Genomic DNA, 18,024 nt, shown 5'->3' with positions numbered 1-18,024 from the left:
TTTAATATGTACACGCTTTTACAATCTCGCCATACTGATAGATAAACACATCGGCATCATCTTTATGGTCAGGTGCGTGTGCGCTTAGGATTTCACCAATCTTGTCGCAGTATGTTTGTGCTGCCACTTCGTTTGTCGGTACTTCTGGATTAGTAGATACTCGAATAAGAATCCCGTTCTCACCCTCATTAGCGACTACATCCACCCAGCGATCAGGTTCACTCTCTTCAAAAAGATATTCTGTTGCATATGCATTAAGCTCAGCTCTAATAGCTTCCATGTTAGCCGGTTGCTTTGGCACATCAGGCTCGACTTCGGTAAAGATCGAACTGATGAAAATGAAGAAGATAAAGACACCCCCGATTACTAAAAAGACCTTCTTTGTTAGACCCTGTTTTTTAACAGAGTCAGTTTGATTTGTATTCATATTGTTTGGACGGTTTTGTTTGTAAAGATCAGAAAGCAAAAAGCTCCTAACCAGGCCGACACGCCCCGTAAGGCAATGCCCATACCAGTTTCCCGATATGACCGTCCAAAGTAGCTCTGATTAGGAGTTTTTTACTTTGGACGGTATTTGATGACCATACCGCCTGCGAATGCCTGCGGGTTAGGTCGGGTTTGTAACGAACATAATAGCTCAAATATAGCTACTACGCACCTATAGTATCGCTGATCAGACTGTTTGCTAAGTGTGTGCAACGAGTATGTGACGCTTCTTTTAGTCTGCATAGCTATGCATCTCGTGCGGATCTGTCATTAATTAAATATGGAAACACAACAGATATCCGCTCGAATGAGCCACTCAATCGCACCGCCACCTATAGCGGTGCGTTATGTTTTATACGCTCGCAAAAGTACCGAGCAAGATGAGCGCCAAGCACTTTCTATTGAATCACAAGTGAACGAAATGATGCAGATGGCTGAGAAAGAAGGTCTCGATATAGTAGAAGTTCGCCGTGAAGCTCATTCCGCCAAAGCATCTGGCCAGCGACCTGTATACAGAGAAATACTAGAAGATATACGAAGAGAGAAATTTAATGGGATTATTGTGTGGCACCCTGACCGACTCAGTCGTAATGCTGGTGACCTCGGTGAGTTGGTTGACCTCATGGACCAAAAACTACTCGTTGAGATACGCACACATGGACAGACATTCACCAATAATCCAAGTGAAAAGTTTCTCCTCATGATTCTGTGTTCCCAAGCCAAGCTGGAGAACGATAACAAGAGTATTAATGTGAAGCGTGGCCTTAAGGCTCGGGTGGAGATGGGGTTGTGGCCAGCTCCAGCACCGACAGGGTACGTGAAAGAAAAACGAATGGATCGTAAATGCGAGACACTTATCGACCCAGAACGTGCACCTGTGATTAAAAAGGTATTTGAGAAGGTCGCGTATGAAAAGTGGTCTGGTCGCAAGGTCTATAACTGGCTTCGGTTTGAATTAAACTTCCGTGCTCTACCTAGTAAAAAGCATTTAAGTCTCGGCAATATTTACCGAATTCTTGAGAATCACTTTTACTACGGTGTCTTTGAATATCCTCGCAACAGTGGCAACTGGTATCAAGGGCGACATGAACCACTCATCACGAAAGAATTATTTGACCTAGTCCAAGAACAACTGAAAGGAAACGAATTAAAGACTCGCCAAGAAAAAGAGTTCGCTTTCACCAAGCTGATGATTTGTGGTTTGTGCGGATCTGGTATTAGTGCTGATGAGAAATACAAAAAGCTTAAGAACGGCAAGATTAACGCTCATGTCTATTACACCTGCACCAAAGCACGGGACAAGCACTGTAAGTGTGGTTACTTAAATGAGACTGATCTCATCAAACAACTTCAAAAGCTTGTCGATGTCGCTTCGTTCAGCGAGGGCGAAGTGATCAAGCGAATTAAAGCTGAGGTTGCTCGGTACAAGAAATTCAATCAGACCCTTTTGGGTGAGAAGACAAGTACTGATGCAAGTGAGATAGATGCGAAAAGCTACATAAAGTTCTTACTCAAAGACGGTACTATCGAGGAAAAGCGAGAGATACTTTCATGCTTTAACTCGAAAATAACCATGAATAACAAGGTTGTTAAATTACAAAGTCAGCCTAACTAGAGGTAGGGTACTTTACAAATATTACGCAGTAACATATACTACTGCATATGAAATTGTCAGATATTGCCCAAGTAACTCCAGGCTACGCTTTTCGCGGAGCTATTGAAGAAACGCGCAACGGCAATACACTGGTATTTCAGGCTCGTGACTTGGTACAAGGTGTCCCAGTCTCGGATGTGAGTTCATTGACCAAGATATCGCTTGACCTCCCTCCTGACGACAGGTACCTCCAAAAAAATGATGTTCTAATTGTGGCACGAGGTATGAAGGCTGGTGCCTTTCGTGCAGCTGTCTTCATGTCTGATGCTCAGAATGTTATTGCATCGGCATCTGTACACATTATTCGAATAAGTACGAGCAAGGTGCTTCCAGAGTTTCTATCTCACTACCTCAATTCAAAAGAGGGACAAGACTCACTGGCTAATATCGTCACTGGTTCATACATTGGGGCCTTACCCCGGCGGGAACTCATACACATAAAAATTCCAGTGCCAGAGCTAGAGAAGCAAAAAGCAATCGTAGCACTGCATGAAAACATTCAAGCCCAACAATCAATTGTCGATCGTCGCCAGTATTTAAAACAACAAATCGTCGAAGCAACATTTACTAACCTTACAAAACAACATGACTAAAAAATTCACACAAGAAGAACTCAATAAAGTACTCTGGTCAGCGGCTGATTCTTCCCGCAGTCAATTGGCGGCTGAAACGTATAAGGACTATGCGTTGCCGATGTTGTTTTTTAAGTATTTGAGTGATCAAAACAAAAAGAAGTACCAAGAGTACAAAGAGCGATTTGGCGATGACGAAAAGCGTATTGAGGAGAAAATGAAACTCGACCGTTTCTACCTACCTCCCAAATCATCTTTTGACTACATCTACAGCAAAATTGAAGAAGATAATATCGGCGATGAGATAAACAAAGCCCTCCATCGTATTGAAGACGCTAACAGCGATAAGCTCGAAGGTGTGTTTAGTGTTGATTTCAATTCAGAAGCACTGCTTGGCAAACTACCACAGCGAAATAAGATGCTTCGCAACTTGATTCAAGATTTCGCAAAAATCGACCTGTCTGATGTTGGAGATGACATCATTGGAAACTCATACATGTACATGATTGAGCGCTTCGGTGCAGCTGCTGGAAAAAAGGCGGGTGAATTTTTCACGACGAGGTCCGTAGCTCAGTTAGTAGCCATGCTAGCGCAACCTAAAGAAGGTGACCGTATAGCCGACCCTGCTTGTGGTTCGGGCGGCCTTCTGCTTTTAGCTGGTGAAGAAGTAGAAAAGAAAGGTTCAAAGAACTATGCGCTCTATGGGCAAGAATCTACTGGTGCTACCTATCAGCTTGCTCGTATGAACATGTTTTTGCATGGTAAAGACTCAGCCCGTATTGAATGGGGCGACACACTAAATAACCCGCTCTTAGTTGAAAATGACCAACTCATGCACTTCGATGTAGTTGTAGCAAACCCACCATTCTCCCTGAAGAAGTGGGGTGCAGAGCATGCAGAGTCTGATGCGTACAATCGCTTCTGGCGAGGAGTACCACCTAAAGACAAGGGGGATTTTGCATTCATTACCCACATGATCGAAACCGCTAAACCTAAGACTGGTCGTGTAGCAGTGATTGTTCCTCATGGTGTTCTCTTCCGAAGCGGTGCAGAGGGAAAAATTCGTGAGCAACTAATTAAAGAAAACATCATTGATGCGGTAATTGGTTTACCTGCTGGACTATTCCAAACCACGGGTATTCCAGTTGCAGTCTTAGTAATCGACCGCTCACGTGAGAAAGGTGGCGCTAACGAAATGAAGAAAGACATCTTCTTTATTGAAGCATCGAAAGAGTTTAAAGCTGGCAAAGCTCAAAACATATTTACCGAAGACCACATCAATAAAATTTACGATACATTCGTGAAGCGGAAAGATGTAGAAAAGTTTGCTCGCAAGGTTGACTTGGCTGAGGTTGAGGAGAATGATTTTAACCTGAACATCACACGGTATGTAGATACCTTTGAGGAAGAGGAGCCTGTAGACATTGAAGCGAACTTGAAAGAGCTGGCAAAGCTTGAACCTGAGCTAAAGAAGCTGGAAAAACAGATGGAAGTTTATTTAAAAGAATTAGGTATCAAATAATTTATGAGCAAGCTTAACGAACTACTTTCGCAAATAGACCCAAGCGCAAAATCTCCAACTAAGGAAGAACTGTGGGATCTGATCAAGGCATCGCTTGAAGAAATAGGATCAATCAATGAACTCTACAAAAAGTTTTTTGAAGGAGATAATGGGTCTGAAGCAGTTTTGCCTGCCATAGAACAAAAAATTCAGGATATTAATAATGCGTACACAAAAATCTTTCCCAACGGATCTATCGCAGATACTTCTGTTGTTAATGCACTACAAACACAAGTTGATGCTATTAAGGCCTATCACGCTGAACTGATTTCAAACCCAGATTCAATACAAACTGATATAAAGGATTCTCAACAAAAAATCACAGATTTTTATGTTGATTTGCTAGGCGGTGATGGAACCTCAGGTAAAGCAAAGGAAATTCGTGATTTCTATACAAAACTCACAGAGACTGACGGCATTGAAGAAGAGACAAAAAGAATATACACAGAAATCACCGAAAAATACGAAGAGTTGTTTGATGCTCCTGAGGGTGAGAATAGTGAAATTCAAAATCTTGAAGCTAACATTAAGAAAGCGGAGCTTTTTAAGAAAAAAATTGACACCGAAGTAACTCCAGAAATAGAAGAAACAAGAAAGTATCTTAAAGATCTGAGGACTGACATTGATACTAAGCGTGAAGATGTAAACTCTCTTCTATCTGATGCAACCACCAGAACTTTACTAAACGCTTACACAGAATCTAAATCTGAATATTCAAAGTTCAAGCGAAAAGAATTCATTAAAGGTGCACACATCGAAAATGTCCTTATATTTTTTCATAATATTTTAGGTCGTCACGTTGGCTCAGTTATGAACTATGCGATGTTCATATTACCTCTTGTAGGTGTGTCTCTCATTTTTGTGAATGAGAAGACTGCAGAAATAGTTCTCAATAGTCTCACTGCTGAAGGTGTCACTCCCTCTGCACTTGAGCTGATCTACGTAAAGACCATTATTTCAATTCCTTTAATCTGGATCGCATGGTACGGGCAAAGAAATATCTCTCAACGTAAACGCTTATTTGAAGAATATAATCACAAACTTAGAGTCGTAGAGATGTATCTATTGTTTAATACGGGAGACAAATCATATCAGTTAGACACTGCAAATAAGGACAAATTGGCTCAAATACTTCTCGAAGCTATTGAACATAATCCCGCAGAGCATCTTGGTCGGGGCGAAACAATAATTGACCGTGTTTCAGAACGCTTTCATGTGGAAGGGTTCTATAAAAAGATGAAAAATGAAGTTATTGAGAGCGTGAAAGATGTTAAAGATATAGCAACTAAAAATAGCAAATAATATGAGCACCTATACTAACAAAGCATACGTTGCGTTTGATGCTGATAACGATATTCGTTACTACCGACTAATGCAGGCTTGGCGAAAGACAGACGGCAGTGCATTTGGTTTTTATGACGCACATGATCTAAACAACCTAATGCCCTATTCTTCTGAGGAGACAATTAAGGCAAAGTTGCGGGAACGTCTTTCCAATACCCGTGTCTTTCTACTTTTGGTGGGTAACAACACAAAATATCTATACAAATTTGTTCGCTGGGAAATCGAACAAGCAATCAAAAAAGACATTCCTATAGTAGTTGTCAATCTAAACGGTAAAAGAGATAAGGATGATTTGTGTCCTGCCATTTTGACTGGGGAACTTGCGGTGCACGTAAGTTTCAATAAATCAATTGTGGCAAAAGCCATTCGCGAATGGCCAGAAGATCACAAGTCATATCGAGCACAAGGTAAGACAGGTGCATACCATTACGGTAATTCGATATATACAAATCTGGGACTATGATTTTACGCTGGATCAAAAAATGGAAACTGATTGTAGCTGACACAGTAACTGGCTTAGGTTTATTTTGGTTGGCCGTTGAGATGAGTAGCTACATGACCAGCGGGGTTGTTGATCATCTTTTCAAAGAACCGTGGTTTGCATTACCAATAATGGTGCTAATTTTTATTATTGCAATTTTAAAGAATAAACCGAAAACTTCTTTTTCAAGCAGGATTCGCAAAAAAGATAATTTTATTGAAGTTAAAGTTGGAGACGCATTTAAAAATAAAGGTGCTTTGATAGTACCAATAAATGATCACTTTGACCTGACTTTAGGCGGGAACGTTGCAAAGGCAAATAGTCTACAAAACAAGTTAATTTGTGACTACTACGGTGGGAGGCACGAGCATTTAGAGGCTGATATAAAAGATAAAGTTTCTCAAAATACTGAAAATCCAATTGGTACGACAGTTGAGGTGGAAAATAACAATAAGAGATTTTATTTACTAGCAAACTCACACAAACTAGAAAACAATCGTGTTAAGGCAAGTATTGATGACCTGATTACTTCGCTTGCTTCAGTTTGGGATTTTATTGGCAATGAATCGGGTAGAAATAAATATGTGACAATTCCTCTAGTAAATTCTGGCCATGGGCGTAATGCGTCGCTGACTAAGATGACGACAGCCAAGGAGATTATTGATAGTTACATTGAAGCTAATAAGCAAATTAATGTTTGTGAAAGACTCATCATAGCCATACATCCAGACGATATAAAAAACGGACTTGTTAATCTAGACGAGTTACAGGAATATTTGAACGCTGCCTGCAATCACTACAAGCAGGTCATCATGGCACCTAAGGAAAACGGTGACAATGTGCCTTCCCAAGTAATAGCTATCGACAATTAAATATGAGTAATGCTAAGAAAAAAGATACCTCACGAGACATCACCGAAGACTTTGTGCAAACAAGAGTGATTGAATGGCTGTCGAAACATCATTGGCGGTTAGTTAAGGTGGCTACCCTACGAGAGAAAGGAGTCGATATTAAAGCGGTCCACACACGATACTCACGCTATTACCTTATTGAGTGTAAGGGTTCAAATAATTCTTCAAGTGAAGAGGTGGCTTTTATTTACTCACTTGGCCAGATCATTACTCGCATGAACACTTCTGGTTCTACACGCTACTACTACGGTATTGCTCTGCCTAAAAAATCAGCCGACAAGGCTATCAAACGTATTCCATATCAAATTGCCAAGAAGCTCTTGCTTCATGTCTTTTCAGTCGATAAGCAAGGTAACGTGGTGCGGTATATGCCAGCTGACTTAGAGAAAATTCAAAAGTAATATGAAAAAAGAAACTTTAGTTAAAGGATGGTCTCGAAAAAAGCTTGGCGACGTGCTGAAAATAGGAAGTGGCAAAGACCATAAGCATCTCAAAGACGGAGATATTCCAGTGTTTGGAACAGGTGGTTTAATGCGTCACGTAGATACCCCGTTGCACGAAGGCGAGACAGTTTTTATTGGCAGAAAAGGAACTATTAACAAACCGTTTTACTACAATGGAAAATTTTGGACAGTAGATACGCTTTTCTATACCTACAACTTCAAGGACACTACTGCTAAATACATCAACTACGTTTTTCAGAAAATTAATTGGCTTAAATACAACGAAGCTTCTGGCGTACCAAGTTTATCTAAAACGACTATTGAAAAAATACCTTTTGATTTCCCTCCAACTGCAGAACAAGAGAAAATTGTTTCAATCCTTACTACATGGGATTGCTATATTAATGAACTACAAAGAACTATTCGTAAAAAGGAACAAACAAAGAAAGGTCTACTAGAAGAAGTATTGAATGAACGAATTAAAGTACCAGGTTCAAAAAGCGAATGGAAAACTTATACCATCTCCCAATTAGGAGTAACCTTTACTGGACTTACAGGAAAATCAAAAGACGACTTCGGTTTTGGCACACCATATGTCACATACATGAATGTTTTTTCAAACTCAAAGATTCATCCTGATCAATATGGTTTAGTTTCTATCCAAAAAGGAGAGAAGCAGAATTACTTAGAGTATGGTGATTTGATATTCACCACATCATCAGAAACACCACAGGATGTAGGTATGTCCTCAGTTTTCTTAGATGAAAGTAAAAATAAAGTCTTGCTAAACAGCTTTTGTTTTGGGTTTAGACCAAAACAAAATATTTTAGAGCCACGTTTTGCTCGTTTTTTGTTTAGGGGTAAGTCATTTAGGAAACATATGTTTAGAATAGCTCAGGGAGTCAGTAGATATAATTTGTCAAAAAACCAATTCTTGCAGACAAAGGTAAGTCTTCCAGAGAATACTGACGATCAAATCAAAATTGCTGAGATATTTGAAACTTGCGAACTTGAACTAGAGAACTTAAAAGACAAATTAAAACTTGTAAGAGAACAGAGAAAATACTTACTAGAAAACCTGGTTCACGGGAATATTAGAACAGTTAAATCATTATCAGCCACTAAATAAATTACTATGTTAGAAAAAGTACACTTTGACGAAGCCCGACAGTCTCAACTCACCACCCTTGAGTTACTGATTGCTATGGGCTACCAATACATTTCTGCTGAGGATGTGCTCAAGGAACGTGGTGGCGACACCAGCAATTTCATACTGGCAGATATTGCTGAACGTAAATTGATGGATATCAACGGATATGAGGTTGATGGTAAATCATACAAGTTTAGTGAGAAAGACGTTCGAGACACGATTGAAGAGCTTGAACATATCCAGTACGAGGGCCTGATTGATACTTCACAAAAAATCTACAACATCATCATGCCAACTTCGGGCGGTAAGACTATTAAGGTGAGTGCGGGTGGTAAGACGGTCTCAAAGAACTTTCGTTTTATTGATTTTGAACATCCTGAAAACAACTCCTTCCATATCACAGCTGAATATGTGGCCAGTGGTAAGCAAAACATTCGCCCTGATATCGTTTGTTTCGTAAATGGTATCCCATTTGCAGTTATTGAGAATAAAAAGTCTAGTGTTCCCGTAGTTGAAGCGATTAATCAGATGAATCGTAATCAGGGACCTGAGTTTTGCCCAAAACTGTATACCTTTACCCAGTTGCTTGTAGGGACAAATGGCAAAGAATTGCAATACGGTACGACTGGTACACCAAATAAGTTTTATGCTGTCTGGAAAGAAAAAGGTACAACACCAAAAGAACTAGACGCAAAGATTAAAAAGCTGATTGCAACACCAGTAGATGCAGAAATATACAAACAAGTACTGACTGATTTGAATGGATACACTACTGGCCATAAGCAAAAACTGAATCGGTTACCGACTGAGCAAGATCGAGGTATTTTGTCGCTTTTTGAACCTGCGCGTTTACTTGATCTCACAAAGAACTACATTCTTTTTGATGCAGGTGTTAAAAAACTTTCTCGCTACCAGCAGTATTTTGCTATCAGCAAAATGTTGAACCACATTAAAGAAACTGAGACTACTGATACAGGTATTACTCGTCGAAAAGGTGGTTTGGTGTGGCATACACAAGGGTCAGGAAAGTCACTGACAATGGTCATGTTCGTGAAGGCGCTGATTGAAAATCCTGAGATTAGCAACCCTCGGGTTCTAATTGTGACTGACCGAAAAGACTTGGATAAACAAATTCGAGATACCTTTAAAAACTGTAATCTCAAGAAAGAGGTTATTCAGGCTACCAGCGGACAAAACCTGCTTGATCTCATCAAGGATAAAAACCTCGGTGTAATTACAACGGTGATCGATAAGTTTGATTCAGCAGCTAAGAAAAAGGCTGGCTTTATTGATGACGATCAAAATATTTTCGTCTTGATTGACGAAGCACACCGTAGTCAAAGCGGTATCGCCAATCTTGAGATGAATCGCATTATTCCAAATGCGTGTTACATCGGCTTTACTGGTACCCCACTCATGAAGTCAGAGAAGGCTAGTTGGAAAAAGTTTGGTGGATATATCGACAAATACACGATTGATGATGCTCTGGCTGATAACATCATTCTTCCGCTTATCTATGAGGGGCGTTATGTGCCAATGGAACAGAATGCTGAGCAAATTGATAGACAGGTAGATCGAATTACTGAAGACTTAAACGAAAAGCAAAAAAGAGAGATTCAGAAATACATAAGTACTAAAGTTATTAAAGACAATCCTCAGCGTATTGTTGAAATTGGGTATGACATTGAAAAGCACTTCACGGAACATTTCCAAGATACTGGTCTTAAAGCACAGTTGGTTGCTCCTTCAAAGTATTCGGCTGTTTTGTTTCAGAAGTTCTTCCAAGACAGGGCGAAAATTCGTACTGCAGTAGTTATTTCAGACGAGCATGATGATGGTGACGAAGCAAACACCCATAAGGCTGAGGTGGTAAAGTACCTTGATAGTGTACGAAAGAATCACAGTAGTGTAGCGAAGTATGAAAAAGATGTGATTGATAGCTTTAAATACAATGATGATGGAATCGAAATCATCATCGTTGTAGATAAGCTTTTGACCGGCTTTGATGCCCCTCGAAATACAGTGCTCTACTTAGCAAAAGACTTGCGTGACCATAACCTTTTACAAGCAATTGCTCGTGTAAACCGATTGCATGAAAATAAGAAGTTGCCTAAGACAGCAGGGTATATCATCGACTACTCTGAAAATGCCAAGAACATTGATACAGCGATGAAGCTGTTTGGTAACTACGATGAAGAAGACGTGAAAGGCACCATGGTTGATGTGAGTAAGAAGGTTGAGGAGTTGGAAGAAAGTTACAGTCTTCTTCAAGACATCTTTAAAACTATTAAAGGCTCATCTGACGATGAAGAGTTTTTACAGTTACTGGATGATGCCCCGACCCGAGAGACTTTCTACAAAACTCTCAATGCTTTCATCAAAAATCTAAATGAGTGTTTTGTGCTTCAAGACTTTGTTCATGAGTTTGATAATCTCGATATGTACACTCGTGAACTTAAGAAGTTTATGGAGCTTCGAAAGACTGCTAGTTTGAAGTATGCAGACCGAGTTGATTTGGCGGAATACAAACAATCACTGGTTGGGATTCTTGATAAGTACGTAGATGCCCAAAGTGTCGAGCTTTTAACTAAACAAATCAATATTACTGATCGCGAAAAGTTTGAGGAAGCAATCGAAACACTAGGATCAGATAAATCTAAGGCAGAAGCGATTGCGGCACAGACTCAAAAGAACATTACTGAAAAGATGGATTCTGATCCTGAATTCTACGAGCGATTCTCAAAGAAAATATCAGACATCTTAAAGAAAATGCATGAGGGCAAAATGGCTGACATCGCTGCTCTTAAGCAATTGAAGCTAATTAGCGATGATGTTGTTAATAAAAAGGATGACAGTCTACCAACCGCGATTGAGTCTGTTAGTGGTTCAGATGTGTTTTATCGAAACTTAAGAGAATCATTTGGCAACTTTAAACTTTCAGAAGAAGAATTCGTTACAATAGTCCTCGATATTTTCAATATCGTTAAAGCAGAAGCTATTGTTGATTGGTACAAAAACTTAGATGTGAAAAGAAAAATCATGAATAAGGTTGATGATTACCTCTACGACACAGTAAAGACTGAAAAGCAGATTGATCTTACCAATGATGATATTCGAACCATCATAAACAATACACTTATGCTTGCTGAGAATAACCATGAAATCTTCTCCTAAACAGCAAAAAGAATTTATTTTTGGCTCATTCGTCTACTGCTACGACCTCATTAAACAAGATAGAAAAACCCTCAGCCTAACCGTTACTCCGGATATGCGGATTTGTGTTAAGTGTCCACATGAAGCTGATGATGAAAGAATTGAGCAATTCTTGAAAAAGAAATGGTTTTGGCTACAGAAACAACTGAACTTCTTTGGTAAGTACCAACGTAAAACGTATACCAAAGAGTATGTTTCTGGCGAAAGTTTCCACTACCTTGGCAGACAGCATAAGTTAATTGTTCGAAAGGGAGAGATAGATTCTGTTTCTCTTCTGCGAGGAGTACTAATGGTTTCCACCACTAAGGCATTAAGTGACGGTGTCCATACTCAAAAACTTGTTAAGCTTTGGTTTGATCAAAAACGACAAAGTGTTTTCGAAGAAAGATTTAACGAGATGCTTGAGCGTTTTGATTACAAACATACTCCAGCCTTGACTACTCGGGACATGAAGCGTCGTTGGGGTAGTTTTGTGAACAAAGACAAAATCATTCTTAATCCCAAACTAATACACGTATCAAAAGACTGTATTGACTACGTTATTGTTCATGAACTTTGTCATATGCGATACAAAAATCACGATAAGAAGTTCTTCGCATTTTTAGACGAGAAATATCCCAAGTGGGAGAAAAAGAAAGATAAACTCGAAGCTTTCGGAGTGCATATTCTCTAACAGTTGCTAATCGTACCCAGAAGCATAAAATGCCTAAATGGACGATTTATCATTCAGGTGGCCCCAGAAAGTCCTAAAATGGCTTGTGATTGGCTTTTTTAGTGTTTCTATACTCTATGGTCTGGTGACATGGAATTTTGATAATTTTTTGAATTTTTGGACTTGGGCAATAACTTTTATCACCGAACCAATTTTCAACTTCTATACTGAGCGTATGGAGCGATTGGTCACTATCGTACTTGAAGTCGCCTTCAATGTTGGCGATTAAATTTCCTCAGTATCATCAATAGTTTCTAAATACACCTCGCCATCTTTCAAGATCAGTTTGTTTTTAAGACTAATTAAAATATGTCTTTTTTCATCTATATCTCCGTAGGCGAGCAAATACTTCACGTATTTCTTAATGTCTACTTCTCTCTGCTCCTCATCAGAGTAAACTGGTGGTTTTCCCATAACATCACAGTTGAATTTATGTATGCGCTCAACCTCTTGTTCAAACTGACCCCTAAGACCTAAATCATCCAAAGATATTTTGTCGATTAGCTCACGTAATTTTTCGATTAACTTTTCTTCTCGGATGTATTTAATTTTGCAGTTCACATCTTTCGATCGAGTGCAGCCATAATAAACGTATCTTGCGATAGTTCCGTCTTTAAGTGCTTTGAATTTCTCCTCAGCAGTTACGTTGCCACCGCATAAACCACACTTCATCAGTTTGGTGAAAGCAATATTTTTCCTGAAAATGTAATTCTGTTTTCTGCGGGCTTGATTTTGAGCTTTAACTATATCGAATAACTCTTTTGTGATAATTGGTTTGTGAATACCTTTGTACCACTTACCGCTACCTTTAGGGTATTCAAACTCGCCATAATAAAAAGGCGTACTCAAAATCTTTTGAATACTACCCATACTTAGATGTTTGCCAGTTCTGGTGGTGAAATCTAGTTCATCTTTTAACCAAAACCGTAACTGTCTTTGTGTCCAGCCTTCAGCTACTAGTTCAAACATTTTTCTAATGATGTGTGCCCGTGCTGGATCAACGATAACTCTTCCTTCGTGCCCACGGACCATATCATTTAAGTACCCTGTGGGTGCGATACATGGCCATAACCCCATTTCTACCTTCATTCGTAGTCCTCGTTTTACATTTATACTTTTGTTGTCATTCTCAAGTTTGGCTTGTGAACACAAAATCATAAGAAGAAACTTCTCATTTGGTGAGTTACTAAATGTTTGATTATATGTCCGTATCTCAGTTAGTTGATTTTGGTCCATTAAATCAACTAGAACTCCCAAGTCGCCAGCATTCCTGCTTAACCTGTCCGCATTCCACGTTAGGATTGCATTAAATCTCTCGTTTCTTATTTCCTCAATGATTTTGTTGAAGACTGGTCTTTGACCTGACAGCTTTGCTGAATGAGCTTCTGTACGAACGGCTGAAATGAATAGATTTTCACGCTCAGCAATCTTTCTCATTTCTTTTAACTGAGAGTCTATAGACAGTGCCTGTCTATCTTCGTCTTCCATAGACTTTCGAGCATAAAGACAATATTTAATTTGCGGAAGTTGTTTATCTAAGGTCGCCACTTCCATTGACCCATGATTTATGTTTGTCATATACATAAACCATATAACGAAAAACGGCTAGCACGAGACGCTTAAAATTAAAGCGAGTCGTGCTAGCCGAGTCTGGCGGAGAGTAAGGGAATTTCTCTCGTTACACGAGCTGTATACCTTTTGGACAGATTATTTCGCATCTGCCTCAGTTAAGTCTTCACTACCTGAAAAGAATTCAAATAACATTTCACCAATATCAGCCACCACCACATTAAGATCAGCCATTTCTTTCTCGGTGTTAGTTATGTACAGTGAAACAAAGAAAGCTTCTCCTTCTGGTAATTTGAGCATAGCAGCAATTGATCGTGATCCAAATCCACCGCCACCGGACTTATCTGCGATCTGCCATCCTGAGGGTAGTCGTGAACGAAACAATGAATCTGCTACCGCCTGTGCATAGAGCCAGTCAGACAATTGTTTTTTCGACTCATCAGACAGTGTGTTTCCTGTTAGAAACGTATGTAGAGTTTCACTCATCTGGTTTGGAGTAGTTGTATCTCTAGGGTCATCGGGAGCCGCCTCATTAAGCTCAACTTCCCAACGATCCAAACGGGTCTGAATATCTCCAACACTACGCAAAAGTGCCGTAAATCCTTCAGGACCACCCAATGTTTCCAAAATTTTGTTACCCGCCACATTGTCACTTGTTGTAATTGCTGCTTCACAAAGCTCACCCAGCGTCAATAAACCACCAACATGATTTTCCGTGACAGGGGCATACGGAACCATATCTTCTTCACCTATTAACATCTCTCTATCGAGTGACTCTTCGCCAGCATCTACCTTCTGTAGCACGACACCACACGCAAGTGTTTTAAAGGTGCTCGTCATAGGGAACCTTTCATCACCTCGATGCTGCAAAATTATATCCGCATCACTATTTACGACCGACAAGCCTACTCGAGCATTCTCACCCAACACATCTTCTATGTTTGTTATGCCTTTAATTAGGTCTTCTTGGTCTCGTTTTTCTACAGATGTTGTTGTTTCAGAATTTGATGAGTTGTTGGTTTGTGAGAAATAATAAAATAAACCTAACGCAATCACTACTAAAACTACAATACTGACATGTTTTGTATTCATAATAATAGTAATTATAACAAAAAACACACGAGTTGCTATTTTCAAAATTATGAATGTCTGAAATACAGACAGTTTTGAACACCTCAAACACTGTCAAATTTAAAGTCGGAAATACGGCTTAAAATAAGGTGTCTCGTGCTAGCTCTAAACGGCGGAGAGAGAGGGATTCGAACCCTCGATACGCGTAAACGTATGGCGGTTTTCAAGACCGCTGCCTTCAACCACTCAGCCATCTCTCCGTATTAAATTTTACCTCTACAATTTGTTATTCATTGACCACTCCCTATCACCTCGCTAAAGCATCGGTAATTCGTTCTAGCGAACGATCGGATTAAATCTAAAGCAGTTTAGATTTAATAGCCATCCCTCCATTTATATTCGATTGTAGTTACTTCCTACGGGGTTATTTACGCCCGTTAGCAACAGATACTACCAAATAACCTGCAAAATGTACACTGCCTTGTGCTATAATTTTTGCAATGGAACCATCAGCTCGCGCTATCACTTGGGAAGCCCCAGAACACCATCATGTAGAAAAGGGGAGTGATTGGTATTTTTCACTGATTATTGTAATTGTGGCGGTTGTTATTTCTGCTTTGGTTTTTAGTAATACCCTATTTGCTTTGCTGATGGCTGTGTCTGGTGTGGCGCTTTTGGTGTTGGCAGCGCGCAAGCCATCGATCATTCCTTTCGCGGTAACAGTGCGAGGAATTAGGGTAAATGATGAGCTCTATCCTTATTCTTCACTCAAATCTTTTCATATTGATGAAGAAGACCCTAACGGTCCGCAACTACTGGTTTTAACAGACCATCATTTTATGCCACTTCTAGTTATACCAATCCCTGAAGAATATATTGATGACATTGAATCTATTTTAAGAGGTCGACTAAAGGAAGAATTACTTGAGGAGCCTTTATTTGTAAAAATACTGGAAAGATTTGGATTTTAGGGTATACTCTTCGTGTTGAAGAAGTAAAACAGTTTTGTTGCTTGTCAATAAAAACATTCTTCAAAATGAAGCTCCCGTAGTTTAATGGATAAAATATTGGTTTGCGGTACCAGTGCTCCAGGTTCGATTCCTGGCGGGAGCACAGTAAGAAAGGCCGGCGTTTAGCCGGTTTTTCTTGTGCTCCCGCCAGGTGCAGGGTTTTTATGAAGCGATAGCGGAATAAAAAGCCGTAGCACGAATCGAAGCTGTTGTGAGATATTTTAGGAGAGAAGCGACTAAAATATCCACAACGGGTACTGAACATGTAATGTTCGATTCCTGGCGGGAGCACCACAAGGGCATTTCTATTTTCATAGTCGCTACGCTTCTTAAAAATAAGTCCACAAATCGGTCAGCCGAAACGTGAATACGTTTCGGCTGTTGCTGTTAAGTGGCTGATAATTGGAATTTAAAAAAGAAAGTGGATAGGGGAATTTGAAATTATTATGTATGATTGATACAATATTTGCGTATATACTAAAATATTTAAACATAGGCTAAATTTGGTGGATTAGAAGAAGTGTTTGTTGAGTGTGGTATATATTTAAAATTTTTAATTACACTAATAATATGGTTAATCAAATAGGGGAAGACAAGAATATTTGTATAGATTGTCGGCACAGGCTCGTGAGCATCTTGTCTGAAGATGAATACTCTGAGTCAGAGATTTGTTTACTTGATCGACCCAAGCGGATTGTAACCTTCACGGTGCCGGTCAAGATGGATTCCGGTGAAACTAAAACCTTCAATGCTTATCGGGTCTTGTACAGCGATGCGCGTGGACCAGGTAAGGGAGGTCTTCGTTTTCATCCGGAAGTCGAACTTGAGGAAGTAAAAAATCTAGCGTTTTTAATGGCGCTTAAATGTGCACTCGTTAATATTCCGTTTGGCGGAGCTAAGGGTGGAGTTGAGGTTGATCCGAAGGTGTTGTCAAAGGGTGAGCTTGAGAGATTGTCACGTTCTTTTATTCGTGAAATCCACCCCTTCATTGGTGATCGAGTGGATGTGCCCGCGCCGGACGTGAATACCAATGCTGAAATAATGGGTTATATGGTGGATGAGTACGCAAAGATTAGCGGTCGATTTGTGCCGGGAATTATTACCGGTAAGCCCTTGTCACTCGGTGGTTCAAAAGGCCGCACTGAAGCCACTTCGCTTGGTGGAGCCTTTGTGCTCCGTACTTATCTGGAGCATATTGGCCAAAAGATTCAAGGAACGACAGTCGCGATTCAGGGCTTTGGTAATGTCGGTTCATATTTAGCAGAAATACTGCATGGTTGGGGAGCCAAAGTAGTGGCGGTCAGCGATACCAGGCGGGCTATATATGATCCAGCTGGTTTGGATATCAAGGCAATATTAGGTGACAGTCAGCACAGAAAATTACCGACAGATATATCTGCCAAGGAAATAACCAATGCTGAGCTTTTGGAGCTTGATGTTGATGTTTTAGTACCGGCGGCAATTTCACATCAGATTACTAAAGATAACGTAGAAAAAATCAAGGCCAAAACCATTTTGGAAATGGCCAATGATCCGATTACAACGGAAGCCGATAAAATCTTGCAGGAGCAAAAGCGTATAGTTGTAATTCCCGATATTATAGCTAACGCCGGCGGGGTGATGGTGAGTTATTTTGAATGGGCTCAAAACAGCAGTAACGATTATTGGTTGATTGAACGTGTACACTCAGAGTTGGAGTCGAGAATTGTTGAGGCTTTTGCTTGTGTTTTGCGGGCTAGTGAGGACGATCTTTATTCTCTTCGTACGCATAGTTATAAGTTGGCGATCAATCGGATTATTGAAGCTGAAAAAGCTAGGGGTCGTTTATAGGCTATAATACTGAGAAT

At 39.9% G+C, this 18,024-nt stretch carries 16 protein-coding genes and 2 tRNA genes; 14 read left to right on the top strand and 4 right to left on the bottom strand.

Annotated elements, in window-relative coordinates:
* Position 1 precedes the first annotated feature (1 nt).
* On the bottom strand, positions 2 to 427 hold the full coding sequence (locus tag H6779_02540; protein ID USN87267.1) for a hypothetical protein: 426 nt from the start codon (positions 425 to 427) through the stop codon (positions 2 to 4).
* Between the two features lie 339 nt (positions 428 to 766).
* On the opposite strand from H6779_02540, the gene H6779_02535 reads away from it, so the two are divergent.
* The 11 genes from H6779_02535 to H6779_02485 are packed head-to-tail and all read left to right on the top strand — an operon-like array spanning position 767 to position 12,756.
* Positions 767 to 2,101 (top strand): recombinase family protein, encoded by a 1,335-nt coding sequence (locus H6779_02535; protein ID USN87266.1) that lies wholly within the window; start codon positions 767 to 769, stop codon positions 2,099 to 2,101.
* Between the two features lie 47 nt (positions 2,102 to 2,148).
* Positions 2,149 to 2,733: a restriction endonuclease subunit S gene (locus H6779_02530; protein USN87265.1), complete on the top strand. Its 585-nt coding sequence runs from the start codon at positions 2,149 to 2,151 to the stop codon at positions 2,731 to 2,733.
* Positions 2,726 to 4,234, top strand: a complete 1,509-nt coding sequence (locus H6779_02525) for a type I restriction-modification system subunit M (protein USN87264.1) — start codon at positions 2,726 to 2,728, stop codon at positions 4,232 to 4,234. Before H6779_02530 ends, H6779_02525 begins: the two co-directional genes overlap by 8 nt.
* 3 nt (positions 4,235 to 4,237) lie before the next feature.
* Entirely contained in the window at positions 4,238 to 5,575 is a 1,338-nt protein-coding gene (locus H6779_02520) for a hypothetical protein (protein USN87263.1), read from the top strand.
* A gap of 1 nt (position 5,576) precedes the next feature.
* Positions 5,577 to 6,080, top strand: a complete 504-nt coding sequence (locus tag H6779_02515) for a TIR domain-containing protein (protein ID USN87262.1) — start codon at positions 5,577 to 5,579, stop codon at positions 6,078 to 6,080.
* Positions 6,077 to 6,970, top strand: coding sequence for a hypothetical protein (locus H6779_02510; protein USN87261.1), 894 nt, complete (start codon positions 6,077 to 6,079; stop codon positions 6,968 to 6,970). Before H6779_02515 ends, H6779_02510 begins: the two co-directional genes overlap by 4 nt.
* A gap of 2 nt (positions 6,971 to 6,972) precedes the next feature.
* The gene (locus H6779_02505) at positions 6,973 to 7,410 is read left to right on the top strand and encodes a hypothetical protein (GenBank protein USN87260.1); all 438 of its coding nucleotides are present in this window, start codon (positions 6,973 to 6,975) and stop codon (positions 7,408 to 7,410) included.
* A 1-nt stretch (position 7,411) separates the two neighbouring features.
* Positions 7,412 to 8,581, top strand: a complete 1,170-nt coding sequence (locus tag H6779_02500) for a restriction endonuclease subunit S (protein ID USN87259.1) — start codon at positions 7,412 to 7,414, stop codon at positions 8,579 to 8,581.
* A 6-nt stretch (positions 8,582 to 8,587) separates the two neighbouring features.
* On the top strand, positions 8,588 to 11,776 hold the full coding sequence (locus tag H6779_02495; protein ID USN88290.1) for a type I restriction endonuclease subunit R: 3,189 nt from the start codon (positions 8,588 to 8,590) through the stop codon (positions 11,774 to 11,776).
* Positions 11,760 to 12,488 (top strand): M48 family metallopeptidase, encoded by a 729-nt coding sequence (locus H6779_02490; protein ID USN88289.1) that lies wholly within the window; start codon positions 11,760 to 11,762, stop codon positions 12,486 to 12,488. The genes H6779_02495 and H6779_02490 overlap by 17 nt, the downstream gene beginning before the upstream one ends.
* 37 nt (positions 12,489 to 12,525) lie before the next feature.
* Positions 12,526 to 12,756, top strand: coding sequence for a hypothetical protein (locus H6779_02485; protein ID USN88288.1), 231 nt, complete (start codon positions 12,526 to 12,528; stop codon positions 12,754 to 12,756).
* Here the strand turns inward: H6779_02485 and H6779_02480 are convergent.
* The 3 genes from H6779_02480 to H6779_02470 all read right to left on the bottom strand — a co-directional run bounded on the left by H6779_02480 (position 12,753) and on the right by H6779_02470 (position 15,427).
* Positions 12,753 to 14,105, bottom strand: a complete 1,353-nt coding sequence (locus H6779_02480; protein USN88287.1) for a recombinase family protein — start codon at positions 14,103 to 14,105, stop codon at positions 12,753 to 12,755. The two genes, H6779_02485 and H6779_02480, sit on opposite strands and share 4 nt — an antisense overlap.
* Positions 14,106 to 14,234: 129 nt before the next feature.
* Positions 14,235 to 15,188: a class A beta-lactamase gene (gene bla / locus H6779_02475; GenBank protein ID USN88286.1), complete on the bottom strand. Its 954-nt coding sequence runs from the start codon at positions 15,186 to 15,188 to the stop codon at positions 14,235 to 14,237.
* Positions 15,189 to 15,340: 152 nt separating this feature from the next.
* Positions 15,341 to 15,427, bottom strand: a tRNA-Ser gene (locus H6779_02470).
* Positions 15,428 to 15,667: 240 nt separating this feature from the next.
* Between H6779_02470 and H6779_02465 the strand changes: the two genes are divergently transcribed.
* From H6779_02465 to H6779_02455, 3 genes are all read left to right on the top strand, one after another.
* Positions 15,668 to 16,138, top strand: a complete 471-nt coding sequence (locus H6779_02465; GenBank protein ID USN88285.1) for a hypothetical protein — start codon at positions 15,668 to 15,670, stop codon at positions 16,136 to 16,138.
* A gap of 70 nt (positions 16,139 to 16,208) precedes the next feature.
* A tRNA-Arg gene (locus tag H6779_02460) sits at positions 16,209 to 16,280 on the top strand.
* Positions 16,281 to 16,747: 467 nt separating this feature from the next.
* On the top strand, positions 16,748 to 18,007 hold the full coding sequence (locus H6779_02455; GenBank protein ID USN88284.1) for a Glu/Leu/Phe/Val dehydrogenase: 1,260 nt from the start codon (positions 16,748 to 16,750) through the stop codon (positions 18,005 to 18,007).
* The last annotated feature ends 17 nt before the right edge of the window (positions 18,008 to 18,024 follow it).

The sequence above is a fragment of the Candidatus Nomurabacteria bacterium genome, assembly GCA_023898525.1.
Classification (GTDB): domain Bacteria; phylum Patescibacteriota; class Minisyncoccia; order Phycocordibacterales; family UBA918; genus OLB19.
This window is presented reverse-complemented; position numbering and strand designations above follow the sequence as displayed.